The sequence below is a fragment of the Labrenzia sp. C1B70 genome (genome assembly GCF_000475395.1).
GTDB classification, from domain to species: Bacteria; Pseudomonadota; Alphaproteobacteria; order Rhizobiales; family Stappiaceae; genus Roseibium; species Roseibium algicola.
Map to the genome: position 1 here is coordinate 128,783 of NZ_AXCE01000006.1, position 26,360 is coordinate 155,142.

The 26,360-nt window shown below is 58.0% G+C and carries 24 protein-coding genes; 13 read left to right on the forward strand and 11 right to left on the reverse strand.

The genetic code is table 11. The features are described 5' to 3' along the window. Positions 1 to 27 precede the first annotated feature (27 nt). The 3 genes from Q666_RS42360 to Q666_RS42370 form a co-directional block, all read right to left on the reverse strand. Complete coding sequence (locus Q666_RS42360) at positions 28 to 1,575, reverse strand: diguanylate cyclase (RefSeq protein ID WP_208994015.1); 1,548 nt, start codon at positions 1,573 to 1,575, stop codon at positions 28 to 30. A 196-nt stretch (positions 1,576 to 1,771) separates the two neighbouring features. Next, complete coding sequence (locus Q666_RS42365; RefSeq protein ID WP_023003899.1) at positions 1,772 to 3,313, reverse strand: diguanylate cyclase; 1,542 nt, start codon at positions 3,311 to 3,313, stop codon at positions 1,772 to 1,774. A gap of 92 nt (positions 3,314 to 3,405) precedes the next feature. Beyond that, the gene (locus Q666_RS42370; protein ID WP_023003900.1) at positions 3,406 to 4,599 is read right to left on the reverse strand and encodes an aminotransferase class V-fold PLP-dependent enzyme; all 1,194 of its coding nucleotides are present in this window, start codon (positions 4,597 to 4,599) and stop codon (positions 3,406 to 3,408) included. Between the two features lie 53 nt (positions 4,600 to 4,652). On the opposite strand from Q666_RS42370, the gene Q666_RS42375 reads away from it, so the two are divergent. Beyond that, the gene (locus Q666_RS42375) at positions 4,653 to 5,249 is read left to right on the forward strand and encodes a hypothetical protein (protein ID WP_023003901.1); all 597 of its coding nucleotides are present in this window, start codon (positions 4,653 to 4,655) and stop codon (positions 5,247 to 5,249) included. A gap of 14 nt (positions 5,250 to 5,263) precedes the next feature. Here the strand turns inward: Q666_RS42375 and Q666_RS42380 are convergent, their stop codons facing one another. Continuing rightward, positions 5,264 to 5,995 (reverse strand): VIT1/CCC1 transporter family protein, encoded by a 732-nt coding sequence (locus tag Q666_RS42380; protein WP_031270701.1) that lies wholly within the window; start codon positions 5,993 to 5,995, stop codon positions 5,264 to 5,266. Between the two features lie 278 nt (positions 5,996 to 6,273). Here Q666_RS42380 and Q666_RS42385 point away from each other — a divergent pair, with 278 nt between their 5' ends. The 5 genes from Q666_RS42385 (at position 6,274) to gltX (ending at position 12,977) form a co-directional block, all read left to right on the forward strand. Then, positions 6,274 to 7,656: a class II 3-deoxy-7-phosphoheptulonate synthase gene (locus Q666_RS42385; protein WP_023003903.1), complete on the forward strand. Its 1,383-nt coding sequence runs from the start codon at positions 6,274 to 6,276 to the stop codon at positions 7,654 to 7,656. A gap of 165 nt (positions 7,657 to 7,821) precedes the next feature. Further along, positions 7,822 to 8,355: a response regulator gene (locus Q666_RS42390; RefSeq protein ID WP_023003904.1), complete on the forward strand. Its 534-nt coding sequence runs from the start codon at positions 7,822 to 7,824 to the stop codon at positions 8,353 to 8,355. Between the two features lie 144 nt (positions 8,356 to 8,499). Further along, positions 8,500 to 10,167, forward strand: coding sequence for an NAD+ synthase (locus tag Q666_RS42395; protein ID WP_023003905.1), 1,668 nt, complete (start codon positions 8,500 to 8,502; stop codon positions 10,165 to 10,167). A gap of 178 nt (positions 10,168 to 10,345) precedes the next feature. After that, positions 10,346 to 11,563: an MFS transporter gene (locus tag Q666_RS42400; protein WP_023003906.1), complete on the forward strand. Its 1,218-nt coding sequence runs from the start codon at positions 10,346 to 10,348 to the stop codon at positions 11,561 to 11,563. Positions 11,564 to 11,615: 52 nt separating this feature from the next. Next, complete coding sequence (gene gltX / locus Q666_RS42405; protein WP_023003907.1) at positions 11,616 to 12,977, forward strand: glutamate--tRNA ligase; 1,362 nt, start codon at positions 11,616 to 11,618, stop codon at positions 12,975 to 12,977. On the opposite strand, the gene Q666_RS42410 is transcribed toward gltX, so the two are convergent. Further along, complete coding sequence (locus tag Q666_RS42410) at positions 12,940 to 14,280, reverse strand: DUF2865 domain-containing protein (protein WP_031270704.1); 1,341 nt, start codon at positions 14,278 to 14,280, stop codon at positions 12,940 to 12,942. The two genes, gltX and Q666_RS42410, sit on opposite strands and share 38 nt — an antisense overlap. Before the next feature lie 136 nt (positions 14,281 to 14,416). Next, positions 14,417 to 14,917, reverse strand: coding sequence for a MarR family winged helix-turn-helix transcriptional regulator (locus Q666_RS42415; protein ID WP_023003909.1), 501 nt, complete (start codon positions 14,915 to 14,917; stop codon positions 14,417 to 14,419). 370 nt (positions 14,918 to 15,287) lie between these two features. Between Q666_RS42415 and Q666_RS42420 the strand changes: the two genes are divergently transcribed. Both Q666_RS42420 and Q666_RS42425 read left to right on the forward strand, forming a co-directional pair. Next, the gene (locus Q666_RS42420; RefSeq protein WP_208994016.1) at positions 15,288 to 16,538 is read left to right on the forward strand and encodes an MBL fold metallo-hydrolase; all 1,251 of its coding nucleotides are present in this window, start codon (positions 15,288 to 15,290) and stop codon (positions 16,536 to 16,538) included. Positions 16,539 to 16,674: 136 nt separating this feature from the next. Further along, on the forward strand, positions 16,675 to 17,190 hold the full coding sequence (locus Q666_RS42425; RefSeq protein WP_023003912.1) for a CreA family protein: 516 nt from the start codon (positions 16,675 to 16,677) through the stop codon (positions 17,188 to 17,190). A gap of 25 nt (positions 17,191 to 17,215) precedes the next feature. Here Q666_RS42425 and Q666_RS42430 read toward each other — a convergent pair whose 3' ends face one another. Further along, positions 17,216 to 17,860, reverse strand: coding sequence for a glutathione S-transferase family protein (locus tag Q666_RS42430; protein ID WP_031270706.1), 645 nt, complete (start codon positions 17,858 to 17,860; stop codon positions 17,216 to 17,218). A gap of 2 nt (positions 17,861 to 17,862) precedes the next feature. Beyond that, complete coding sequence (locus tag Q666_RS42435; protein WP_023003914.1) at positions 17,863 to 18,147, reverse strand: DUF4242 domain-containing protein; 285 nt, start codon at positions 18,145 to 18,147, stop codon at positions 17,863 to 17,865. Positions 18,148 to 18,299: 152 nt separating this feature from the next. Between Q666_RS42435 and Q666_RS42440 the strand changes: the two genes are divergently transcribed. Next, positions 18,300 to 19,244 (forward strand): LysR substrate-binding domain-containing protein, encoded by a 945-nt coding sequence (locus Q666_RS42440; RefSeq protein WP_023003915.1) that lies wholly within the window; start codon positions 18,300 to 18,302, stop codon positions 19,242 to 19,244. Between the two features lie 9 nt (positions 19,245 to 19,253). On the opposite strand, the gene Q666_RS42445 is transcribed toward Q666_RS42440, so the two are convergent. From Q666_RS42445 to Q666_RS42455, 3 genes are all read right to left on the reverse strand, one after another. After that, positions 19,254 to 19,595, reverse strand: a complete 342-nt coding sequence (locus Q666_RS42445) for a metalloregulator ArsR/SmtB family transcription factor (RefSeq protein WP_023003916.1) — start codon at positions 19,593 to 19,595, stop codon at positions 19,254 to 19,256. A 171-nt stretch (positions 19,596 to 19,766) separates the two neighbouring features. Continuing rightward, entirely contained in the window at positions 19,767 to 19,955 is a 189-nt protein-coding gene (locus tag Q666_RS42450) for a hypothetical protein (protein ID WP_023003917.1), read from the reverse strand. A gap of 139 nt (positions 19,956 to 20,094) precedes the next feature. Continuing rightward, complete coding sequence (locus Q666_RS42455; protein WP_023003918.1) at positions 20,095 to 21,702, reverse strand: L,D-transpeptidase family protein; 1,608 nt, start codon at positions 21,700 to 21,702, stop codon at positions 20,095 to 20,097. 439 nt (positions 21,703 to 22,141) lie between these two features. On the opposite strand from Q666_RS42455, the gene cysS reads away from it, so the two are divergent. The 4 genes from cysS to cimA all read left to right on the forward strand — a co-directional run bounded on the left by cysS (position 22,142) and on the right by cimA (position 26,336). Further along, entirely contained in the window at positions 22,142 to 23,557 is a 1,416-nt protein-coding gene (gene cysS, locus Q666_RS42460; protein ID WP_023003919.1) for a cysteine--tRNA ligase, read from the forward strand. 162 nt (positions 23,558 to 23,719) lie between these two features. After that, positions 23,720 to 24,214 carry a GFA family protein gene (locus Q666_RS0133000; RefSeq protein WP_031270710.1) on the forward strand — a complete coding sequence of 165 codons (495 nt, stop codon included), beginning with the start codon at positions 23,720 to 23,722 and terminating at the stop codon, positions 24,212 to 24,214. Further along, on the forward strand, positions 24,211 to 24,708 hold the full coding sequence (locus Q666_RS42465) for a GFA family protein (protein WP_031270712.1): 498 nt from the start codon (positions 24,211 to 24,213) through the stop codon (positions 24,706 to 24,708). The genes Q666_RS0133000 and Q666_RS42465 overlap by 4 nt, the downstream gene beginning before the upstream one ends. Positions 24,709 to 24,740: 32 nt before the next feature. Next, a complete protein-coding gene (cimA, locus tag Q666_RS42470) occupies positions 24,741 to 26,336 on the forward strand; it encodes a citramalate synthase (protein ID WP_023003923.1) in 1,596 nt (531 codons plus the stop codon). The last annotated feature ends 24 nt before the right edge of the window (positions 26,337 to 26,360 follow it).

Consider the following 26,360-nt stretch of genomic DNA (forward strand, 5'->3'; position numbering starts at 1 on the left):
TGCGGGGCAACTTGTCCCGCAGCGGTTTCATTCTGCAGGCCCTGACGCTGCCCGCCGCAGCAGCTCGTCTTCAGGGTCAGTCAACACGCCGTCTGGTCCGACTTCCAGATCGAGTGAATCGGAATAGAAGGAATACCGGCCCCGGCCGAGTTTCTTCGACTGGTATAGCGCGGCGTCCGAACGGGTGACGAGTTGTTCGGAAGTCGTTCCGTCCTCCGGGGCGATCGCAATGCCGACACTAAGACCGATCTGCGCAATATCGCCACTTGAGATCGGTACGGGCAATTCGCCGGCAGCAACAAGGGCCCGGCAAAGTGTGTTCAAGGTTTCCCGCACAACACTGCCACGATAGATCACCATGAATTCGTCGCCGCCGATACGGCAAACCAGACCGGGTTTGCCGACGGCTTTGCTCAGGCGCTCCGCCATGGTCTTGATGACGATATCGCCCGCGGCATGTCCGAAGGTGTCGTTCACCGCCTTGAACTTGTCCAGATCGCAGTGAATGACGGCAAAGGGCTTGTCCGGCAGGGTTTTGACCGAGGATTCCAGGACACGGTTGAACTGCAGGCGGTTAGCGAGCCCCGTTAACGTATCGTGCAGAGCCAGGTACCTGTTCTGGTGTTCGCTCGCCTGAAGGGATGTGGTCAGCTGGCCGATCCGCCAGGCAATGCCGAAGGCGAGGGCGCCAAGGGCAACACTCAGAACCACGATGACAGGGACGATGGTTGGCCAGATGGATTCGCCGACGGTCTGGCTGTCCCAGCGAAAGGTTCCGAGCGGGTCGTCATTCTGATCCTTGACAAGATGGCGCGGCCCTTTGCCGGGCACGCCTGCATCTTCCTCAAAACCGAAATTGGCGAAATTCAGCTGTGCGTTGAGCTGGCCGAGCAAGTAGGCGTCAACGTAATGGGCTGACAGCAGCACGGTGGGAGGCCCGTCGGGCAAAGTCTCTTCATAGTCGTCCGGAATGATCGGCATCGCGCCGAATATGGCCGGTTTGCCGTCGATATGGACAAAACCCATGACGGCATATTCCCCGGGATCTGCTCCTTGCAGGGACCTGTGACCGAAACCGCCAGGCACCCGCACGCGGTTTTGCAGGTACAGCGCCTTCAGTTTTTCATGAACAATTTCAAGCTCAGGCGTTTCGGAGACGGGACGCCGGATGATGTGAGTATAGTCGGCGAAGGATTCAGCCAGAACGTCTCCGTTTCCGGAGATCAGCATTACCTTGCTGTGGCGATAGGTTGACCACAGGGTGTCGAAGCTGCTTCTAACGTAGTCGGGATCGAAATTGCGCACCAGCTTGAGCACCGACTGGTCGGACGACGCGATGCCGATCTGCTCGCGAACGATGGTGCGAAGGTGATCTGCCAGCGTGCTCTGGAACAGACGTTCCTCGTTGGCGATGGCCTGCTGCCGGGAAGCTTGAGAGGCAACGAAACCGACGAACAGCAACGAAACGGACGTAACAGCAATCAGCAATCCGGCAAGCAGAAACGCCAGCCGGGAAATATGCTGCCGGGGAATTTTCGCGGCCTGGTCGCTATATCTACGCCTAAACTCGGTCAAGTTGAGATCCCGATTGGGTCTTTGTTTGTTATTCTGAATTCTTGCCACTAAAGAGTAAAGTGAATGTATCAACGAATACCTTAACAGGACGTGGGAGTATTAAAAAACTTAGGAGTTTTCGTGAGGTGTATCCTCAAAGGACTCTGCCTTTTATAGTATTTATGACAATGTAATTTGCCGCTTTCGGCAGTGCCCGCTAGCGTGACGCCGGAATTGCTTGCAGATCCATCTGCTTGCGGGCCTTGGCAGCCTCGAGACTGTGCGGGCCCGCAAATTCATAAGCATTGCGGCCCTTATCCTTCGCCCGGTAAAGCGCCATGTCGGCCATGCGGATCAGATCTTTCTCGCTCGTGCCGGACTCTGGCGCGCTGGCAATGCCGATGCTGACGCCGATGTCGACCTGTTGACCTCCACCAATGTCTATCGGCTCGGCAATCGACCGGCGGATTTCCTCGGCCAGTGCTGCAAGCCTGTCCCTGTCTGTATGCTTGGTGAAGAGGACAATGAATTCGTCTCCTCCAATCCGGCTGACGACACCATCCTTGCCGACCAGAAGCCGCATCCGGTCGGCAACAGTACAGATGACCCGGTCGCCGGCTTCATGCCCGTATGTGTCGTTCACCGGTTTGAAGCGGTCGAGATCACAGGCAAATATCGCAAATCCACGATCCGGCAGGCCATCCAGCGAGAAAGTGAGGCAGTCGGAAAAATGATGCCGGTTCGGCAGCCCTGTCAGAGCGTCGTGTCGCGCAAAGTGGCGGTTCTTTCGTTCGCTCTCTTCAAGCGATGCCGACAGACGGCTGATCTTCGTTGCAAGCGCGAAGGCGACGATTGCGATGATGGACGCCAACAGGATGATCAGCGGCAGGGCCATGATCCAGATTTCGCGACCCGGTTTGGAATGGTCCCATTTGAAATAGCCGAACGTGGACCCGTCTGCCGCCTGTACAAGGTAATTCGTTGGGTGTTTTCGTTCAGGTTCACCGGGGAAAAACCGGAAATCCCTGTAGCCGAGTTGTTCGTTCAGTCCGGTCAGCCAGTCCTGATCTATGTAGACGGCATTGACCAGGATTGCCGGATAGTCGCCCACCAACCGGACATGACCTTCATCGGGTAGAACCGGGATGGCGCTGAGGAATGCTCGGGATCCGTCGATCTGGGCAAAGGTCGATTGAGACGTTTCCAGCAAGGCGGACTGAGGCATGTACCATTCGGCAAAAACGGAGTTGGAACCGTCCTGCCGCTTCCTGAAAGCCGCAGCCGTTTGTTCGGCAAGCTTTCGAACAAGATTTTCGGCCGGCAATTGCCGACTTTCAATCAGGACATCGTCCCTGATTGCCTGCGCGATCAAGGTCCCGTCCGGCATCACGACGAAAGTCCGGTCGAGGTTGAAATCTTCCCAAAGGTCGCCGATCAGTTCGTCTTCGATGAACTCGCGGTCCAGAGGGGCCTGAAGGGCGTTGAAGGTATCGTCCCACTGAGCCATCGTCACCTGGTCTCGCGCGACCTGGCGGTGGATGTCCTTCAAGGTGTTGGTCAGGCGCATCTGCTCGGCTTCAAGGGCGCGCCTGTCGGCTTCGCCCCAGGCCATGTGGGCAATGAAGGTGAGGGAAGCGGTCGACAGGAAAATCACGAGCGCTGCAAGGCTGTAGATCCACACCTTGATCCGCCGGCCGGCTTCGGGAGCCTCCAGCCCTGGATGTGTTGCTTCAGATGTCTTTTTCTTCAAACGGAACAAGAAACCGCCATCCCCTCTTACCCGGATGCGACAGCTGTTTAGCCGAAGAACTTTAACACCGGGTGGGGGAGGCGCTTTTCTAGGGTGCTCACCTAGCGAAAACTACCGAGACACTTAACAAAGCGTTCAATTTCCTCTTCGCAATTGAACGCATGAACCGACGCCCGCACCACGGCATCAAGACCCCGGAGCGGCAAGTCGATCCGGGCTGAGCTGGCCTGGCTGACCGAAACGTTGATACCGGCTTGCCCGAGCCGTAGCTTGGTCTGTGCCGGGTTTTCACCGGCCAGCGAGAACGTGACGATGCCGCCTTTGCGCTGGCCCTTGTCGTGAAGGGTTACCTCGGGAAGTGCAGATAGCTCAGACCGGAGCTGAGCGCCAAGCCCGCAGATCCTGTTGCCGATCCGCTCCATGCCGAAGCCGATGGCATAGCTGACGGCAACACCCAGGCCGATCTGCCCCGCGACATAGCGTTCCCAGGTTTCGAAACGGCGTGCGTGGGGAACAAGTTCATAACGATCCTCGTCGATCCACTCCGTTGCCTGAAGATCGACAAACGGCGGTTCTACCTGGTCAAGCACGGCGTCGCTGACGTAGAGAAATCCGGTGCCGCGCGGACCGCGCAGATATTTGCGCCCGGTGCCGGACAGGATATGGCAACCGATTTCGTCGACATTCAGCGGGATCTGCCCTGCGGACTGACACGCGTCGAGAAGATAAAGGACACCGGTTTGCTGCGCGATCTCTCCAACCTCTTCGGCAGGATTGATCAGTCCGGAAAAGGTCGGGACGTGCGTAAGGGCGATGAGCCGCGTTTTCGGACCAATCGCGGCTTTCAGGGCCTTCAGGTCGATTTGCCCGAATTCATCGTCCTCGACAATATCAATCTCGATCCCCTTGCGGCGTTTCATCTGCAGCAGGGCAACGTAGTTGGAGACGTATTCGGCACGGCCGGTGACGACCCGGTCTCCTTCGCGGAAGTCGATGCCGTAAAAAGCCATGTCCCAGGCTCGGGTGGCATTTTCGATGTAGGCGATTTCCTGCGGTTTGCTGCCGATCAAAGCTGCCAGAGACGTATAAAAGGTGTCCATTGCGGTCTTGGCGGCTGCTGCGGCTTCATATCCGCCGAGGGTCGCTTCAAGATCAAGATGCTGCTTAACTGCTTCAAGAACAGGAGTGGGGGCCAGCCCCGTTCCCGCATTGTTAAAGTGAATGAGCTGACGTACACCCGGAGTATCGTCCCTCATGAGGTCGATATCCTGCTGGGTAAGAGACGGAACGATCATGACAACCTCGGAAACAATCTAAGAAAAACATACAAGCACTAGACAAGCACCAGATGACGATCACATATTTTGGTTATGGTTCCCTAGTCAATATTGACACTATTCCCGCCGGCGTTGAAGTGACGCCCGGAACCCTTCACGGTTGGGTGCGGGAATGGAAAGTGTGCGGCGAGAGCCCGGACGGCCAGGGGCGCTGCGCCCTGACTGTACGGGAAAAGGAAGGATCACGCATCATGGGGGTGATGGCGCGTGAACCCAAGACCCGCCTTGCCGAGCTGGAACTGCGCGAGAAACGATACTTGAAGGTCGAAGCTGTCGGCGGCGCATTTCGTTGCGACGCGTCCATGCGGCCGGGGCCTGACGAACTGTTTCTTTTTAGGGCTGCGCCCGAACATTGTCGCTGGGGCACGGACAAACATCCGATCCTGCAAAGTTACCTGGATTGCGTTCTCGCCGGGTTCTACCGTTTCTGGGGCGAAGCAGGGATCGATCATTTTCTGGAAACGACTGAAGGCTGGCATGTGCCAGTACTGCCGGACCGTGCAAATCCTCTCTATCCGCGCAAGATTGTGCTCGATCCGGAAGTGGCGAAGCTGATCGACAGCAAGTTGAAAGACCTCGGGATCAACTTTCTTTCCCCGGCCACTTAGGCATTATCGTACCGTCAGCCGAGCAGCGTTTGCAGGCCGTATCCGACCGCAAAGGCGATGCCCGCGGCCAGGGTGCCGATTGCGCTTGTTTCCAGCCCGCAGGAAAACCAATGCCGCTGCGACCAGCGCGCCCTCAGGGAGCCGATGGTAAAAAAGGCGAGTATCGTGAGGATTGTCGCGGTTTCTGCACTGGCTGGCACCGGAATGACGAACGGCAGCAGTGGGATCGAGCCGAACAGAACGAAGGCGGCGAAGGTGTAAAGCGCTGCCCTCATTGGCGATCGCGCCGTGTTCGACAGACCGTATTCGGCCTGCATCATGGTTTCGATCCAGATGGATTTGTTGGAGGAAACCAGCTCGACCAGGGTTTCCAGGTCTGGTCCGTCATAACCCTTGGCGCGGAAAATCTGCCGGATTTCCTCCCGTTCGCCATCTGGCGCCACGGCGATGTGCTTTTCCTCGACCGCCTTGAGGCGCGCGTAATCCTCGATTTCGGATTTGGAACCGGTGTAGTTGGCTGCCGCCATGGAAAACCCGTCGGCAAACAGGTTGGCAGCTCCCAGGATGAGGATAATCGTTGGAGAGAGATCCGCGCCGACAGACCCTGCAACAATGGCAAAGGTGGTGACGGCGCCGTCTATGCCGCCATAGACCCAGTCTCTCAGGTAGCTTGCATCCGGTCCTGAAGCGAGCCGGTTCGCGATGTCATCGGGTCTGTGGCTATGCTCCAGACGAGGTGTTGGCATGAGGTCATCCTGTATGATTTCACACACGATGCCTCCCTGGATCACCACCCGCAATGATCCGCCTCAAAGGCAAGGATTTCGTGTCCAGGCAGAAGTGGCGAAAATGATCCTTGAAACAGGGTATATTTTGGGGGATTGCCCTGTGGCCTTGACGGCCCATGAAGTGTATAAGGCCGCACGTTTGCCTTCAATTGGCAGGCCCAAACGAACGAAAATGTCGCGGACCGCGTGATCTAGGGTGTGAAACGAACCTGCGGGTCCAGTGAGGAGTAGGAAGTATGGCGGAGAAGTGGAGCCCGGACAGCTGGAGATCGAAGCCGATCTTGCAGGTTCCGGAATACCCGGATCAAGAGGCTTTGGCGGATGTTGAACAGCGCCTGTCGACTTATCCGCCGCTGGTTTTTGCAGGTGAGGCACGTGCGCTGAAGAGCCAGCTGGCAAATGTCGCGCAGGGCAACGGTTTTCTGCTCCAGGGCGGTGACTGTGCCGAAAGCTTTGCCGAGCATCATCCCGACCACATCCGTGATTTCTTCCGCGTCTTCCTGCAAATGGCTGTCGTGCTGACTTATGCCGCCAGCCAGCCGGTTGTGAAAGTCGGCCGGATCGCCGGTCAGTTCGCCAAGCCGCGTTCTTCCAATTTCGAGAAGAAGGGTGACGTCGAGCTGCCGAGCTACCGCGGCGACATCATCAACGACATCAATTTCACCCCGGAAAGCCGTATCCCGGATCCGGGCCGCATGGCCATGGCTTACCGTCAGTCGGCAGCCACGCTGAACCTTTTGCGCGCTTTCGCGCAGGGCGGTTTCGCAAACCTCGACCAGGTTCATCGCTGGATGCTCGGCTTCATTTCCGATAGCCCTCAGGGCCATCGCTACAAGGAACTGGCCGACCGCATTTCGGAGTCGCTGAACTTCATGAAGGCCTGCGGCATCAACGCCGATAGCGTTCCGCAGCTTCGGTCGACTGATTTCTTCACCAGCCATGAAGCTCTACTGCTTGGCTACGAAGAAGCCCTGACGCGCGTCGATTCCACCTCGGGTGACTGGTATGCGACTTCCGGCCATATGATCTGGATCGGCGACCGGACGCGTCAGCCGGACCACGCCCATGTGGAATTCTTCCGCGGTATCAAGAACCCGATCGGCCTCAAGTGTGGCCCATCCATGTCACCGGATGGTCTGCTGGAGCTGATCGACATCCTGAACCCGGAAAACGAACCGGGCCGCTTGACGCTGATCGCCCGCTTCGGCGCCGACAAGGTGTTCGACCACCTGCCGCAGCTCGTTCGCGCTGTCGAGCGGGAAGGCAAGACGGTGGTCTGGTCCTGCGATCCGATGCATGGCAACACCATTTCCGCTGGCGGTTACAAGACCCGTCCGTTCGACCGGATCCTGAAAGAAGTGGAAGCCTTCTTTGCGGTTCATCGGGCGGAAGGCACGCATGCCGGTGGTGTTCACATCGAAATGACCGGCCGGAACGTGACCGAGTGCACGGGTGGGGCACGCGCCCTGACCGAGGACCAGCTCGGCGACCGGTACCACACCCATTGCGACCCGCGCCTCAATGCGGATCAGGCGTTGGAACTTGCATTCCTGATCGCGGAAAACCTGAAGAAGGAACGCGACGGCCGGCAGGTCGAGCCGCTTGCGGCAAGCGCATAAAGAGGATTGCCTCTTCCGTTACGTTATCTGAAAGGGCGGCATTTGCCGCCCTTTTGCGTTTTTTCCGGAATTTTCCGGATGAACGTGCCCTGAGGTAAGCCTCGCTTAACGCTCGACGCGCATACCTTCTTTTTAGGGAAACGGGTGTAGTGGGGAGTTTGAGTTGTGCGCGATAAGTGGGATCTGACGAAGGTTTCCTGCCTGATTGCGGAAGACAATCCCCATATGCGCTCGATCCTCCGCTCCGTGCTGGCGGGCTTCGGCATCCGTTCGGCCTATGAAGCCAGCGATGGTGCGGAAGCCCTGGAAATGGTCGTTGACCGCAAGCCGGACATTGTGCTTTGCGACTGGGTGATGAGCCCTTTTGGCGGCAACGAGTTTCTCCGCATCCTTCGTGCCGACAGGGACCTTGTGGTCAGCACCACGCCGGTTCTGATCGTGACTGCCCATGCCAAGCGCGCGACAATCCTGGAAGGCATCGAGATCGGTATTCACGGGTTCGTCGCCAAACCGATCGCTCCTGCCATCTTGTATCGTCACATCGGCGAAATCCTTGAACGGCAGGAGATGCATGGGCGCTCGAAAGGTCTTCTCGGCCCCGGGCATCAGCAGCCGCTGCGCAAACTGAATGTCACGGACATCTCGTCCACGGCAGCATCGGAACCTTCAGCCGATCAAGCCGGGCTCGCCTTGCTCTGACGATGCCTTCAGGCATGGCCCGTCACGACCGGGCTGTTGACAGGTGCCGGCAAATCTACTTCTGGACGTATGCAAATTCAGATTGGACGTTCGCCGATCTAGCAGCTACACCAGAAAGCAATGTCACTTCCTGGTAATTTTCCGATGATTTCAGACCGTTTCAGACTGGCTGTCGCGCAGCTAAACCCGACTGTTGGCGATGTGGCCGGTAACGCAGAGCTCGTTCGCAAGGCCCGTCAGGAAGCCGCCTCTCAAGGGGCAGACCTTGTCTTGACCTCCGAACTGATGCTCGCCGGGTATTTGCCGGAAGACCTTGTTCTGAAACCGGCTTTCGTCAGGCGCTGCATGGAGGCGGCCGAAACCCTTGCCGGTGAAACCGCAGATGGCGGTCCGGGCGTCGTGCTGGGGTCTCCATGGCGGAGCGAGGAAGGCAAAGTTTATAACGCCGCCCTGCTGCTGGACCAGGGTGAGATCAAGGCCGTTCGCTACAAGTACGACCTGCCAAACTATAGCGTCTTTGACGAGAAGCGGGTTTTTGCCGCAGGCCCGTTGCCCGGACCTGTCGATTTCCGCGGTGTGCGCATCGGCTTGCCGATCTGCGAGGACATCTGGAACGACGAGGTTTGCGAGTGTCTGGAGGAAACCGGCGCGGAGCTGTTGCTGGTTCCCAATGGCTCTCCCTACTGGGAACACCGGGCGGAGCACCGTCTGCAGGTGGTTGTTTCGCGTGTGGTCCAGACCGGATTGCCGCTTATCTACTGCAACCAGCTTGGCGGGCAGGACGAGCTTGTTTTCGACGGCGGTTCTTTCGCGCTTCTTGCCGATCGCTCGCTGGCATTCCAGATGCCCCAGTTTGAAGCAGCTCTCGGTATCAGTGACTGGAAGCGCGAGGGCGAGACCTGGGTTTGCGAGAACGGCACTTTTGCAAGGCTTCCGGAACTCGATGAGGCGAATTGGCGTGCCTGCGTCATGGGCCTTGGAGACTACGTCACCAAGAATGGCTTTCCGGGGGTCGTACTGGGTCTTTCCGGTGGTATCGACTCGGCCATCTGCGCGGCAATGGCGGTTGATGCGCTCGGTGCCGACAAGGTCCATGCGATCATGTTGCCCTATCGCTATACCTCGGAGGAAAGCATCACCGATGCGGCCGCCTGCGCCAACGCGCTGGGTATCCGCTATGACACTGTGCCCATTTCCGAACCGGTTGAAGGCTTCAGATCGGCGCTGAGCGATCTGTTTGCCGGCACGAACGAAGACACGACCGAAGAAAACCTTCAATCGCGCGCGCGTGGTGTCATCCTGATGGCGGTGTCCAACAAGTTCGGGCGCATGGTCATGACCACCGGCAACAAGTCGGAAATGTCGGTCGGCTACGCCACGCTTTATGGCGACATGAACGGTGGCTACAATCCGATCAAGGATCTCTACAAGACGCAGGTCTATCACCTGGCCGCATGGCGCAATGCCAACCTGCCGGAAGGGCTGCTTGGTCCGGGTGGAGAGGTTATTCCGTCCAATATCATCACCAAGGTGCCGACTGCCGAACTGCGTGAAAACCAGACAGACCAGGATTCCCTGCCGCCTTACGATGTTCTCGACGATATCCTGGAATGTCTGGTGGAAGACGAGATGTCGGTGGGCGACATTGAAAAACGCGGTCACGACCGGGCACTGATCCACCGGATCGAACATCTTCTTTATATTGCCGAATACAAACGCCGGCAGGCGCCTCCGGGGGTGAAGATCACCGAGCGCAACTTCGGCAAGGACCGGCGATATCCCATCACCAACAGGTTCCGCGACCGCTCTTGAAGGGCAGGGCATTCATCAGTGCTTGCCTGGCTGATGTTTCGCGGAATCTGATCGTTTGAATTTGAACGGGCGTGGCAGAAAGCTACCGCCTCATCCTTCGAGACAGCGCTTCGCGCTTCCGCGGGGTGGGTTGTTTTGTGAATCGTCAGTTGTTTGTTGAAAGTGGGCTTTTGCCTCGATGACCTATTTCTCCTTCCTGCGTGAAAACGCCCGCTGGCTTGCCGCCAGTTACCTTCTCGCGGTCTTTTCCGGCTTCGGGCAGACGTTTTTCATCTCGCTCTCGGCGGGAGACCTCAGGGCGGAGTTCGGTCTCAGTCACGGTGACATTGGCCTGCTTTACATGGTGGCGACCCTCGGCAGTGCCCTGACCCTGCCTTATGTCGGTCGCAGCCTTGATCACTTCCCGGTACAGAAGATCGCAGCGGTGGTGATGACAGGTCTCGCCCTGTTCTGCCTGGCGATGGCCAACACGTTTTCCGTATGGATGGTCGGACTTGCCTTTTATGGCCTGCGGCTGTGCGGGCAGGGCATGATGACACACACGTCGGTGACCGCTGCCGGGCGATGGTTCACTGCGCAGCGGGGCCGGGCGGTGTCGATCGCCGTTCTCGGTTTTCCGACGGCAGAAGCGCTGTTTCCGCTGTGCTTCGTTGTTCTGGCCAATGCCTTCGGGTGGCGCGGTGCCTGGACGGTATCGGCCATCGTGCTGGCTGTTGTCGCCCTGCCGGTCTTGTTGACGCTCCTGGCAAAGGACCGCATCCCTTCCGCGCTCGAAACGGCCTCGGCCAAACCGGAAGGCCGCCAGTGGACACGAGGGGAAGCGCTGCGCGATGTCCGCTTCTGGCTGGTCAACTGCGGTGTCAACGCGCCGGCCTTTATCGGAACGGCAATCTTCTTCCACCAGGTCTATCTGGTGGAACTGAGAGGGTGGACGCTGGAATTGTTTGCAAGCGCCTTCCTGCTGATGGCATCCGGCGTGGTCTGTGCATCCCTGGTGATAGGCCCGTTGATCGACCGGTTTTCCGCGCGTCAGTTGCTGCCATTCACCCTTGTTCCCCTGACACTGGCCTGTTTCGTGCTCGCCAATTTCCACGCGCCAGCAGCTGCTTTCGTTTTCATGCTGCTTGTCGGCATCTCGAACGGTTTCAACAGCACGCTGGTGGGCGCGCTTTGGCCGGAGGTTTACGGCACGCGGCACATGGGGGCCATTCGGTCTGTCGCGTTTTCGGTGATGGTGTTTGCTTCCGCGGCCGGTCCGGGTCTCGTCGGCTGGCTGATCGACAAAGGTGTCTCGTTCGACCTGCAGGTCATGGTAATGGGGGGCTACTGCCTCGTTTTCTGCGGTGTGCTCGGGTTCGTGTCGCGCACCTACCGGTCTTCCGAACATTCTTCATAAGGTCCGGTAGTTTGGGGTTGCCGTCCGGTTCAACCCCGGCTAACTCATCGCCATGACCGTCACTGTTCGCTTCGCGCCGTCGCCGACCGGCCATATCCACATCGGCAACATCCGTCCTGCGCTCTACAACTGGCTTTTTGCCAAGAAGATGGGCGGCAGGTTCATCCTGCGTTTCGACGACACGGACCTCGTCCGCTCGAAGCAGGAATATGCCGATTCCATCGAGACCGACCTTCACTGGCTCGGGATAGAACCGGACCTGAAGGAGCGGCAATCAGACCGGATCGCCAACTACGATGCCGCGGCGCAGAAGCTGAAAGATGCGGGCCTGCTTTACCCGTGTTACGAAACGCCGGATGAACTGGAACGCCGCCGGTCGCGCCAGCGAGCGCTCGGCAGACCTCCGGTCTACGACCGTGCAGGCCTGAAGCAGACCGCCGAAGAGCGGGCGGCTTTCGAAGCCGAAGGCCGCAAGCCGCATTGGCGCTTTGTCCTGCCGAACCACGACGGCAACCCGTTTGAAACCAGACGTACGGATGTCGCCTGGTCGGATCTGTGCCGCGGCGACCAGACGATCGATCTGGCCTCCATGTCCGATCCGGTTCTGATCCGTGCGGACGGTTCGTATCTCTACACCTTCACTTCAATTGTCGATGACATCGACATGGATGTGACCCACATCATCCGCGGCGAAGATCACGTCTCCAACACAGGCGTCCAGATTGCCATCTTCGAGGCGATGGGGGCAAAGCCGCCGGTATTCGGTCATCACAATCTCCTGACGACGATCGATGGCGAAGGCCTTTCGAAGCGCAAGGGGGCATTGTCCATAGGTTCGCTGCGCGAGGCCGGGCTTGAGCCAATGGCGGTCGCTTCCCTGGCCGTTTTGACCGGAACCAGTCAGGCGGTCGAGCCGGTTGCGTCCATGGATGCCCTGATCGAGAAATTCGACCTGACCAGTGTTTCGCGATCCTCCGCAAAGTTCGATCCGGAAGAGCTGAAATCCCTCAACGCGCGTCTCGTACATGATCTGCCCTTCGAGGCGGTGGAGAGCCGTCTTGCAGCAATGGGCATCAGTCGGGGCGCTGATTTTTGGGATACCGTGCGTGGCAACTGCGAAACAGTTGACGACGCGCGTGCCTATTGGCAGGTCGTTACAGGTCCCGTGGAAAGCCGCATCGAGGACGAAGACCAGGAATTCGTTTCAGGTGCAAAGGCCTTGCTGCCCGAAGGCGACATCACGCTGGAGACCTGGGGAGAGTGGACGTCTGCTCTGAAGGCTGAAACCGGCCGTAAGGGTCGTGGCCTGTTCATGCCATTGCGCAGGGTGCTGACCGGGATGGATCACGGTCCGGACATGAAGGCCTTGCTGCCGCTTATTGGGCGACAAAATATTCTGGACCGACTACCCTGACAGGGGCCTTTCGGTCCGGCGCTGCGCTAAAACCGTCGTCTTCTGCCTTGAACACAGGCGAAAAAGCCGCCAGTTCCTCGTCATCCGTTTCCTTGGGGGAATGGATCGACAGGACCGGGAAACCGTCCTTGAAACCGGAACTTGAAGCAACCTTGTCCTCGTCGCGCTCAAGTCGTGTCGCGGCGAGATCAAGCCGCGCCGACACGTCGAAGCCCTTTTCCATGTTCATGAGCGTGTCGGGATCTTCAAAGCGCGGAAGCTGCGTTCTGGTCAGCGGGGTTCTGGTCAGCGGAGAGGGAAGGTCTTCTTCGTGTTCGTAGGTTCCACCGCGGCTTGGCTGAAGTGTCCGCCTGGGAAGGCCGGCGCTGATGTCGGTGAAGAATACCCTGTTTCCCGAGCCGGTACTGAGATCCGTCCAGGTCGACTGCGCCTTCGATTGCCGGGTTGCACGGCAACTGCAGCCTTCAACGAATTCGCTCTTGTAGCGATAGGCGAAGGGCTGTTCGGAGTAGAGGTTGCCGGCCAGAGACATCATCTGGGCCTGGTCGCCACCCGGGTTGCGATAGACGTATAGCTCGGTTTCCGCAGCCGGACAGATTTCCGAACATCTTGCTTCGTCGTTGGCAAACTGGCTCTTCCCCGTCGAAAAACTTACCGGGAAGAAATAGCCGTCGCAGGTTCTGACACATACGGTCCGGAATGCGCCACCGGAAGGCAGGGAATATCGTTTGGTTTCGCTGCGGGCTTGCCGGCGCACCGAAGCGATTTCCCGGTCGCCCGTCGTTACGGAGGCAAGTTCGACGCGCGGCTGCGGGTTGAAGATGCGTGCCAGAAGAGACTGCGGCTTGTCCTCGCCGCTGGCATTTTGTTGTCGTGCTTCGCGGGTCGAGGCATCGCATTTCTGTTTTGCCAGCGAGGCCCGGATCTGCCTTGCACGTTTTGCATTCTTCGACGATCCGCCACCGGACTTCGCAAGCTGACGTTCAATTGCAGAAAGGTTGGCCTTCATGCGCTTGATCTTGTCATTTAGACCACTGCATTTGGGGGATGCGTTTGATGCGCAGCCGAAGTAGTTTGCATCCCGTTCCGCGGCATTGATGGCCTTTTGCTGCTGGGATTTGGCGGTGGTCCATTTCTGGGCTGCGGGAGACTGTGCCGTCGAACGCGATTCCAGCCGCTGCAGTTCAGCCTTCAGGCTGGAGCAGGTGGCCGCGCTCGCGGTATGTGCGCTCAGCACAAGCCCGGCACCAAACGCGACAGCGCGTGCCATTACCTTGGACCTGGCAGACCAGCTACGTCTCATCACCCATCCCCTACAGCGTTTTTGCCACGCCGTATCGGCCTTAAACCGACCCCGGCACTATCGCTGCTGGACCTATCAATAGCAATGAAAGCTCTCACGTTAGGTTAATGGCGGAGCGGTAGGACCACGCAGGATTTCAGTCGCTTTCGCCGGATCGGGTGGCCTCGTGCAGACGGTCGAAAATCTCGTCCAGGACCGATTTCTGTTCCTCTGTCAGCGCGTCTTCCAGGCTCTTGCTGTAGGCGAGGGCTTGAGGGACAATTTCTTCGTACATGGCATTGCCCTGATCAGAGAGGCACAGGGTCTGTTCCCGCTGATCGTCCCTGTTCTTGTCGCGCACAATAAGGTCGCGCTTTTCCAGGGCGGCGACAGCCCGGCTGACCTTGGTCTTGTGCATGGAGGTTGCCTGGCTGATATCTCGTGCGGTCATGGCCTTGTATTCGCCAAGAGTGGCAAGCACTCGCCATTCGGGAATCCCGATACCGTAGGTGTCGGCATAAATTCTGGAAAAGGACCTGCTGACGGTCTCGGCCAGATGGTTGAGCCTGTAAGGCAGGAATGCGCTCAGCTTCAGGACAGGTTTGGAAGGTACCTTGCCTGGGGAAACAGTGGATTTGGACCCTTGCTGATCGGACATGGATAAGTCGACGCCTTGGAGATTCGTTAAGCCTGATTGGGCAGGCAGATGAACAATGCCGTTATCCGGCCATTTTCTGTGACTAGCAAGTATATCCGGTTGAATAACCCCGGAAAGACACCCCGGGCAGCTACGAAAAAGTAGCAGGATTGAAAGCAAGTATGGCGAAGAGCTTTGTCAGGTGCAGTCAAAATACGGCGAAAGAGCTGACCTATCTGTTGATAAAGAGAGAATAGTTAAGGAATTGGCGCGTGAAAAATTGCGAATCAGACACCGAAACTGAGACGCTTCAGTCAACAGGAAAAAGCGCGGCAAAGTTCGCGCAGGCCGAAACAGGCAGTCAGACATCTGGCAGGAAAGCGAGACCGTTATGGTAGAGATGACAAACAGGTCCGAAGCCGTTCCGGGTGAAAACGAACGGTTCGAAGAGCTTGGACGCGGCTGTTATGCCTATAGCGCGGATGGCTGTTCCAACACCGGCGTGGTCATCGGCGAAAAAGGCGTTCTGATTGTCGATGCCCAGGCAACACCGGCCCTTGCGGAAAAGGTTCTGCAGAAGGTTCGCGAGCTCACGGACAAGCCGATCAAACAGGTTGTTCTGACGCACTTCCATTCAGACAACACACTTGGTGCCCTGGCATTCGAGCCAGGCGAGGTCATTGCTTCCGATCTGACCAGACGGATGATGGAAACGCGCGGCGTCGAGGAAATCCGCGTGGCCCGGGAGCGGGATGCGGCACTGTTCGCCGGACTACCCGGCAACACCGGTGTAAGCATGCCGTCCATGACCATTGCATCTTCAATGACCATCGACCTTGGCGGGCTGGACGTCCGGCTGATGCATCTGGGCCGCGCCCATACGATGGGCGATCTGGTCGTATGGGTTCCGCAAAGTGGCGTGATCTTCGCGGGAGATCTGGTTCAGAAAGCCGCTGTTCCTTATTGCGGAGATGCCCATCTGGCCGACTGGCCGCGCGCGCTCGACCGCATCACGGCGTTTCGTCCGACTGCGCTGATGCCGGGACGCGGGAAATCCGCCATCGGTGCGCAAGCCGTGGCAACGGCCGTTGAAACCACCCGTGATTTTGTCGTGACCTTGCGGGACGCGGCAGCTGCATGCGTCGAGCAGAGCCTTGGTCTGAAGGATACTTTCCAGGCTGTTCGTGACGCGCTTGCTGCCCGTTTCGGCTCGAAGGCCGACTTTGAATTTCATCTGCCCATAAGCGTTGCCCGGGCCTATGACGAAGCTCTTGGCCTCGACCAGCCCCAGATATGGACACGGGAACGGATCGCCGATCTTTACGATGCCCTGGACGGAACAGCCGGCCTGAGTGAGGGGGCACCGGAGCAGGTTGCGGCGGAAATGGCAGTCGCCGATTCGCCCTCAGCGGAAGTCTCGGAAGAGGCTCCGGCAAATGACGGAGAAGCACAAGCATCCGATCTGGTCTCGGACAGCGATTTTGCTGCCTCGCTTGCACTCGGTTCAGAAGAGGAGCAGCCGGAAGACAGCGAAGACTTGGATCTATCGGCCGAGGACATCGTCGAGGACGAAAAGCCGTCGGATACACCGGCTCCTGAAGAAAAGGCGGCCGCAGACAAGGTTCTTGAAGACGCCCGCTAACATCGCGTCGAAAACCCGGTAAGATGAAGTTATGAGGCGCGCGCCTGATGGGCGCGCGCTTTGTTTTTCGTCTGACGCTTGATCGCGCTTTCGTGATCCCCACATGTTGGGCGGTTGAAAATCTGGAGGATTTCTAATGCGTTTTCTGGTCGCCGCCGCTCTTGGCGCATCTTTGCTGCTGCAAGGCGTGGGCGCTGCTCTTGCGGCGGATGAGCCTGATCTGATCTTCAAGAAATCAACCGTCTGGAAGTTCCTGACGCCCGACCACAAGTTGGCGACCTACGCCATAGACGACCCGATTGTCGACGGTGTCTCCTGCCACTTCACCGTTCCGGAGAAAGGCGGCGTTTCCGGTTGGCTCGGCGTTGCGGAAGAAGTCTCTGACGTATCGTTGGCGTGCCGTCAGGTTGGCCCGGTCACCATCAAGGAGAACTTCGAACAGGGCGAGGAAATGTTCCGCCAGCGCCGCTCGTTCATGTTCAAGAAAATGCGGATCGTCCGTGGCTGCGATGCCAAGCGAAACGTTCTTGTCTATCTGGTCTATTCCGACAAGCTGATTGAAGGCAGCCCTAAAAACTCGACCTCAACCGTGCCGTTGATGCCCTGGGGAGATCAGCAGCCCCCGAAATGCGGTGATTTCGTCCAGGACTGAGGAACTGGTTTTTGTTGTTCGGGCGTCAGGCGGCCAAGGGAGCAGTGTGCATTTCCAGCACCTTTCTGTAGGCCGGTCTTTCCCGAACAGCCCTGCAAAGCTCACCGACGTGTGGATTGGCCTCAAACAAGGCCTGACGGTCTGCAGACCATTCGCTTAGCATCGCCAGATAGATGTCCAGTGCGGTGAAGCCACGTGGCAGGAAATAGGGGCGGCCGGCAATAGCACCGTCCATGACAGCGAAAAACTCCGCTAGATGGCTTTCCGCACGCTGCCGGACACTCTCATTGGCCTCGGCGTTGGTGGTGAATTGTTCGGGGTGCCAGGCACGGGAAAAAATCGGGTAACCGTTCGCGGCCATGGATGTCAGCCAGAACAGAAATTCCGGCCTGTCGGGATCGTCCGGTGCGGGGACAAGGTCGGAGCCAGCATGCGCTTCGCCGAGGACAAGCATTATTGCGGAGCTTTCGCCAATGACCTTGCCATCCGGCAACCGGAGCGCAGGAATGCGCATCACGGGGTTTAGTGACCGGTACGCTTCCTGCCGATGATCGCCTGCTGTCATGTCAACATGAACAAGACAATGACTGACATCCAGCTCTTCAAGCATGACTTGTGGTGCGATGGCGCCGGATAAACGTTCCCAGAAGAGGGTGTAGGGAGCGAGCATGTTCACGCCCCTTTACAGTTTTCAGTTGTCGGATCGATTTCGCATGCCACTTCGGTGATGTTGTTGGCTGGAAAACCGCTGCGACGGGCGTGTTCAAGGATCGTGGTTTCGTCCTTTGCCAAATAAATGCAGAAGGTCTTGTCCCCGGCAACGTAGGAATGTTGCCACTGTATGAACGGTGCCAATTCTGCCAGCGCTTCATTGGATTTCCGTGAGGCTGCTGCGAGATCCTGGGTACTCATGTTGCCAGCACCCGGAATATCCCGTTCGATGACGTACTTCTTCATCCTGGTAGTCCTTCCGTGGAAGATGGGGCGAAACTTTTTCTTCCCTCGTGACAAGGTCAGTCGGTTTACAGATGACAGGATCGCTCCGATTTTCCGGAAGGTCAGCTCATTTTGTCTCGCTACGTGAAAAGAAAATCTTTAGTAATAGGCGTATGAAAGTATCGCATCTGAACGCATTACGAGCTTTCGAGGCCGTGCTGAGGACAGGAACGTTCCGGGCTGCGGCGGAAGAACTTGGCGTCACAACAGCAGCGGTCGGCCAGCAGATCAGGGGACTTGAGGCCTATCTGGGCAGAACCTTGTTTTTGCGCAGTTCAACGGGGGCCAAGCCGACGGATGAAGCACTACGCGTCAAGGATAGACTGACAGGCGGCTTGTCCATTCTCGATGACGTCTTGATGGAACTGAGGCGGGTGCGCACAGCCAACCAGGTTTCTGTAACGCTTCCTGAATCCTTCGCCGAAAATTGGTTTACGCCGCGTATTTCGGATTTCTATCGTCTCAATCCTGCGGTTGATCTCAGGCTCAATGCATCAAACAAGCGGATCGATCTTGCTGCCGACGGCTTCGATTTCGCAATTCGCTACAGTCCGCCACCTGAGTCGGGACTGGATGCGATCGATCTCTTCGGCGACTATGTTGTTCCGGTTTGCACGCCGCAGTTCGCGGACCATTATGGTGTTTCGCAAGAGCTGAAAAGCCTGGCTGATGTGCCTCTTGTGCATCTGGACAACAGGACACCTGATCCCAAATGGGCAAGCTGGCAGGACTGGTTGCTAACCTTCAGCGTCACTACGGGCAAAAAGGTCTCAGGGGTACGCTTCTCGAGGATCAGTTCGGGAATGCAAGCAGCCCTGTCCGGCCAGGGCCTTGTGCTTTGCGGCGTCACGGAAGCGTTTGACGCCTTGGTTGGCGGGCACTTGATAATGCCCTTTGGTCCCGCAAAACATGTTCAGACAGGCTATCGTTACCGGCTCTTGTCGATAAGTGGCCGTGTAATGCGACCGCAGCAAAGGCGGTTCTGCGACTGGGCTATCGAGCGGGCTGCCGCGTTCCGGGAAAATGTCAGAGATTTGCTGGAGCTGAAAGAAGCCTGACCTTGCAGGTCAGTCCGCGTCCAGTGCTTCCAGCTGCATTGGGCCGGGCAGTTCGGCATCCGCGCAGAAGTTCTTGTAAAGCACGGACATGATGTCCCGTACCGGTTCGCTGGCGAGCCGGTAATAGATGGTCGTGCCTTCGCGGCGGGTCGTGACGAGACCCTGCGCGCGCAGAAGGGCGAGCTGCTGCGAGACGGTCGGCATGCGCATGCCGGTTTTTTCTGCCAGTTCGCCAACGCTGCGTTCGTTGTCGAGGACAAGACACATCAACAGCAATCGCGGCGCGGATGCCATCATCTTCAAGAATTCCGCCGCGGATTCTGCTTTATCTTCAAGTGCTTTGTAGTCCATGGGACAACCTTGCCAAACATCGGAGTAAACTGCAAGCAAAGAGGCTGGAATGTCCTGTGTGCGACCAATCTCAGACAAGATTCCCACTCTTTTCAAGTGGAAACAACTTTGAAGGTACACGCGCTTTCAGGTGAACGTTCACCGGCTCCCGCAATGCCTGCGAGCGCGCTTTTATATCCGACTGGCCACCGTGACAATGATATTCCCGTTGCCGCAGCCGGTGCCGGTAGTCAGGCACATGCCCTTTTGCTGGGCTTCCTGGCCAAACGCCTTGGTGCCGTCGGTGATTGCGATGATGGCTGCAAACGGGCCACCCAGGATGAGGGCCAGGAAGAAGATGACGAAGAGGCGGTTCAGCATGGGTAACTCCAGATGGCAATCCGTTTCGATTGACTGGAGATTAGTGGGGCCGGCTTGAACCCATGCTGAGTGCCGCATTCAGCTACCGTTCAGATATCTAAACGGAAGTAAAGTTCAATTAGAACAGTATGTTATGCCTCTAGAGGTTCTCTGTCATCGCTCTGCGAAGCGCTTCCAGCAGCACCTTGTCGCGGTCGTAGATGTCTTTTCTGAAATGTGTTGATCCGTCCTTGTTCATCCACGCGGTCAGGTAGGTGAGGTGCACGTCGATTTCGACCTTGGTTTTGACGACCGTACGCTCGCCGCTGTCGCGAATGGCTTCCCATTTACCCGGAGTGGCGTCGGAATCGACCAGAAGAACATCCGCCAGGGCAAAAGGATCCGATACACGAATGCAGCCGTGGCTGAAGGCGCGCTCCGCTCTGGTGAACAGGGATTTCGACGGGGTGTCGTGAATGTAGATGTTGAACTGGTTGGGGAACATGAACTTGATGCGACCAAGCGCATTGTCCTCACCCGGGTCCTGGCGCAGCCGGAACGGGAAATTGCCACCGGAATAGCTGTTCCAGGCAACCTGTGTCGGCGCGACCTCGTTGCCTTCCTGGAAGATCCGGATGCTCTTGTTGCTGAGCGCCGTGGGGTTCTGCTTGAGTTTCGGCAGATACTCCTTTGTCGCGATGGAATAGGGCACGTTCCAGTACGGGTTGATTTCCACATATTCCAGCCGGTCGGAAAACACCGGCGTTGCGTGGTAGGGCTTGCCTACAACGACCCGCGCCGTGTGAATGGTCTTTCCGTCCCGCACCACCTTCAGGTTCTGGTCTGCCAGATTGACGAAGACGTAGAACTGTCCCGGATCATCCGGCATCCAGCGACGCCGCTCCATGTTGAGCTCCATCTGGATGAGCTTTTCCTGGATCGGAATGTTGAGCTGGGCAATTGTCGCCTTGCCGATGACACCGTCGGTTTCAAGGCCGTGGTACTCCTGGAACAGCTTGACGGCTTCCACCAGGGCGCCGTCATAGACATCACCGGTGTGATCTCCGGCAACGATAATGTCTTCTTCCATGAGCCGGGTTCGCAAAACCTCCAGGCGCGGATCGCTCATGCCTGGTTTCAGAACGTCACCATCCGGAACCTGGGTAAAGCCGCCGGCAGCAGCCTTCTCCCGGTATTGGGCAAGGCGCCGCTTCAGGCGGGCATAATTGTCGGTCTGGGGTGCGAGGCTTTCCAGAAAGGCCCCGAAGTCCACAGCCTGTTCGGCATTTTCAAAAAGCACTTTCGGATCAGGCCGATCCGGAAACACGTTCAGCGCCTTGTTGACCTTGTTGGGTTGAACGCGGCCGGAGGAGAGGTGGGTCGCATAGCGCAGGAACTGCACGGACAGGTCCAGATCGAACTGGGCCCATTCCTGCTCGCTCTGGGAAGTTTCCGAACGCTTTATGAAGCCGAGGGGATCGTAATTGTTGGGGTTGAGCGCATGATCGTTCGACGCCGCCATGGCGGCAATGGTCAGATGAGCGTCTTCCGTGAGGCCATTCTCGTTGAACCAGACCGGTGCGAAAGCGCGTTCGCCATAATAGAGTGCAAGACCTTCGGGCAGGTTCGTAGAAACTTGCGCCTGAATGGCCCTGGCGATCGGCGTCTGCGGTTCCTCGAAAACAGGGAGCGGAACGACCTGGGTCTCGCTGGTCGCCGGTGCCGCGGTTTGTGCCTGGACATATGGTGCCGAAAGTGGTCCGGACAAAAACGCTGCCAGCGTGAAAAGAAGACCAAGATGTCTGTTACGGCACGTGCAAAATATTCCCATCGGAAATACCCCCTCTGATTCCCAACGGGGAAAGTCTAGTGCATCTTGCGCATAATTGAACTGCGTTAAGCTTCCTTGCCATTGCAAAGCCGATCCCGTTTGTTGCCGCTACAGGAAAAGCGCGCGATCCGTTATCGCTCGTGGGAGTGACGCGTTGCGGCCACAAGGCACGGAAATTGGCGTTTCAGCGGCAATTGCAGCCTTGACCGGGTTCTGTTTTCCGGTCCATAAAGCGCTCCATGATGACGGCCACACGGAACATCATTTCGATCACCATTATTTGCAGCTAGCGACACCGCTGGCTGTGGCCGTTCCCTCTTGGCAAAAATTCCTTTGAGACGGACCGCCCGGCCAGCCGGCCAGGAGACCGTTTGACATGAGCGCCGCTGAGACAGAGAAATCCGGCACTTTCAAGGGCTTGAAGCTCACCAACACATTGACGCGCCAGAAGGAGGACTTCCGGGCGATCGATGACGGGAATGTGCGTCTCTACGTCTGCGGACCGACCGTCTATGACTTTGCCCACATCGGTAACGCGCGACCGGTCATCGTCTTCGATGTGCTCTTCCGGCTTCTGCGCCATCTTTATGGTGCCGACCACGTCATCTATGCGCGCAACATCACTGACGTTGACGACAAGATCAACGCACGCGCACTTCGTGACTTTCCCGATCTGCCGCTCAATGAAGCCATTGCCCGGGTGACGCAGAAGACTGCGGACCAGTTCCATAAGGACATCAGGTCTCTGGGGGTGCTGGAGCCGAGCATCGAGCCGCGCGCAACCCAGCATATCAGCGGCATGGTCGAGATGATCGCGGCGCTGATCGAAAAGGGACACGCCTATCAGGCGGGCGGTGAAGTTCTGTTCGACACCCAGTCCATGCCCGACTACGGCGGCCTGTCAAAGAGGAAGCTGGACGAGCAGCTGGCCGGGGCTCGCATTGCGGTTGATGCTCACAAGAAGAACCCCGGAGATTTCGTGCTCTGGAAACTGTCTTCTGAAGAAGAGCCCGGCTGGGACAGCCCGTGGGGCAGGGGGCGTCCGGGCTGGCACATCGAGTGCTCTGTCATGAGTGCGCACCATCTGGGTGAAGTGTTCGACATTCACGGCGGAGGGCTGGACCTTATCTTCCCGCACCACGAAAACGAAATCGCCCAGTCCCGCTGCGCTCATGGCACCAAGGTCATGGCCAACTACTGGATGCACAACGGCTTCCTGCAGGTGGAAGGCCGGAAGATGTCCAAGTCCGAGGGCAACTTCTTCACCATTCAGGAGCTTCTGGAAACGGACAGTTTCGGCGGCCGCATGTGGCCGGGCGAAGTGCTGCGCCTTGCCATGTTGATGACCAACTATCGAGAGCCGATCGATTTCTCCAAACGCAAGCTTGAAGAAGCTGAAAACCTTCTCGCCCGTTGGCCGGATCCGGTCGAAACGGATGCAGCCCCTGCCGCCGAGGTGCTTGATGCCCTTTTGGACGACCTGAACACCGCAGGCGCCATTCAGGCGCTCCATGCGCTCGCCGTCGAGGCTTCCAAGGACCCTGCCAAGCTGGATGTTTACTCGGCATCTGCCGCGCTCCTCGGCGTTCATCCGGTCAAGGCGGATTTGTCTGGCGTTGATGAGGCCGGCATTCAGGCAGCCATCGAAAAACGCCTGGAGGCCCTCAATGCCAAGAACTGGGCGGAAGCTGACGCGATCCGCGATGAACTGACGTCTCAGGGAATTCTTCTAAAGGATTCAAAAGACTCAGAAACCGGTGCCCGCGTTACTACCTGGGAGGTCAAGCGGTGAGACCGAGCCGGGCGGAAAGACGGGATACCCTCCTCTGTCTGCTAGCGCGGACATCTTCCTCGCAAGAGGAGAGTAAGGCGCAAGTTACCAGCCTTTTTTCCGCGGTTCGGCGCGGCGGTGCTGAAGCAGCTTTCTCCGATCACACGGCAGGGAGAGTTTCTGATGGGCGATAATGTTCAAAAGCTGAGCGGCGGTTGCCAGTGCGGCGCGGTGCGTTACCAGGTGACGGGAAAGGTCGGTCATCCGCATCTGTGTCATTGCCGCATGTGCCAGAAGGCGTCGGGGAATTTCTTTCTGCCGTTGATCGGTGCTGCGAAGTCCGATTTTGAATGGACCCGCGGCGAACCCTCCTGGTTCCACTCTTCCAAGCCTGTCCGCCGGGGTTTCTGTGGAACCTGCGGCACGCCGCTGGCCTTTGATACGATTGGCGACGACCACATTTCCTTTACCCATGGCAGCCTGGACGATGTTGCCGCAGTCACGCCGGTTGAACAGTCCGGTGTCGAGGGGCGAGTGTCGTTCTATGGGCATCTTTTCGAACTGAACGAAACGCAGTCAAATCGGGACGACCTGCCAGGTGGGATCAATGATGTCACGGCAACCAACAATCAGCATCCCGATCATGACACGGATCATTGGGAAGTGAGGGGCGGATGACGGAGATCCATACCGGAGGCTGTCAGTGCGGTGCCTTGCGGTTCAAGGTGGAAGGGCCATTGGGCGAGGCTTCCATTTGTCATTGCCGCATGTGCCAGAAGGCCTTTGGTGGCTTTTACGCGCCACTGGTCAGTGTTCCCGAAACATCCAGGCTTGTCTGGACACGTGGATCGTTGAAGCACTTCCAGAGTTCCAATCACGCAACCCGGGGCTTTTGCGCCGATTGCGGTACGCCGCTGACCTATGAAGCGCCGGATGGCATTGCATTGGCCATCGGGACCTTTGACGATCCATCGCAAATCCCGCCCAGCATCCAGTTCGGCGTCGAGGCAAAGCTGCCTTATGCCGACAGCATGGCTCAAATTCCCGAAAGGGTGACGGAAGACGATATGGAGGCAGCGCCTTTTCTGGCGTCGCTCGTTTCGTTCCAGCACCCCGATCACGACACGGAAACCTGGCCACCGGTTCGCACCGGGGCAAATGACAACGAATAAAAGACAGCCCCGACGCTGCTCAGGATACGGATATGACCAAGGAACGGCTTTTTCTTTTCGACACGACATTGCGTGACGGCGCCCAGACCAGCGGGGTCGACTTCTCTGTCAACGAGAAGGTTGTGGTTGCCGAACTTCTGGAGCGGCTTGGCGTCGATTACATCGAAGGTGGCTATCCGGGTGCCAACCCGACCGACAGTGAGTTCTTCAGTGAAAAGCGGACGCGCAAGGCAACGTTCACCGCGTTTGGCATGACCAAGCGCGCAGGCCGCTCGGCCGCGAACGATCCGGGGCTTCAGGACGTGCTGTCCGCAAGTTCCGATGCCTGCTGCTTCGTGGCCAAGGCATGGGACTACCATGTTCGGGTCGCGCTTGGTTGCAGCAACGAGGAAAACCTCGATTCGATCTACGAGACCGTTACCGCAGCCGTTGCTGCCGGCAAGGAAGCGATGATCGACTGCGAGCATTTCTTCGATGGCTTCAAGGCCAATCCGGAATACGCGCTCAATTGTGCCCGCACGGCATACCATGCAGGCGCGCGGTGGATCGTTCTGTGTGACACCAACGGCGGCACGCTGCCCGACGAGATCTTCGACATCGTCACCAAGGTGCAGGAGGTTGTTCCCGGAACGCATCTCGGCATCCACACCCACGATGACACCGGTCACGCGGTCGCCAACTCACTGGCGGCAGTAGATGCCGGCGTAAGGCAGATCCAGGGAACCTTGAACGGTCTGGGTGAGCGCTGCGGCAACGCCAACCTCATCACCCTGATCCCGACACTCAAGCTGAAACCGGCATTCTCCGATCGGTTCGAAATCGGTGTCAGCGACGCTCAGTTGAAAGAGATCACTTCAATCTCCCATGCGTTCGATGAAATCCTCAACCGGTCGCCGGACAGGCAGGCCCCCTATGTGGGTGAAACCGCCTTCGCCACAAAGGCCGGTATTCATGCCTCGGCGATCCTGAAGGATCCGCAGACCTATGAACACGTCGCACCGGAAAGTGTCGGCAACCAGCGGCGGGTGCTGGTGTCCGACCAGGCCGGCAAGAGCAACCTTCTGGGAGAGTTGGCCCGGGTGGACATCGAAGTCGACAAGTCAGACCCGCGTCTTGACTTACTGTTGGCGAAGGTCAAGGAACGGGAAGCCGAAGGCTATGCCTACGAGGCTGCCGACGCGTCGTTCGAGCTGCTCGCGCGCCGGGAATTGGGCGAGGTGCCGCGTTACTTCGCTGTCGAATCCTTCCGCGTGATGGTGGAACGCCGGTTTAACGCAATCGGCGATCTGGTTACGGTTTCGGAAGCCGTGGTGAAGGTCGATATCGACGGCGAAACCCGAATGTCGGTTGCTGAAGGCAACGGCCCGGTCAACGCGCTGGACATGGCACTGCGAAAGGATCTGGGCAAATACCAGTCTGCCATCGACGGCCTGGAACTGATTGACTATAAGGTGCGCATCCTCAATGGTGGCACGGGCGCTGTCACGCGCGTTCTGATCGAAAGCCAGGACACAGTCACGCACCGGCGCTGGTTCACGATCGGGGTATCCTCCAACATCGTCGACGCCTCTTTCCAGGCCCTGGTCGACTCCATTACATTCGCGCTGATGAAAGCCAACGTGGCCTGATCCTGGTCACGCGCCTTTCGGGCG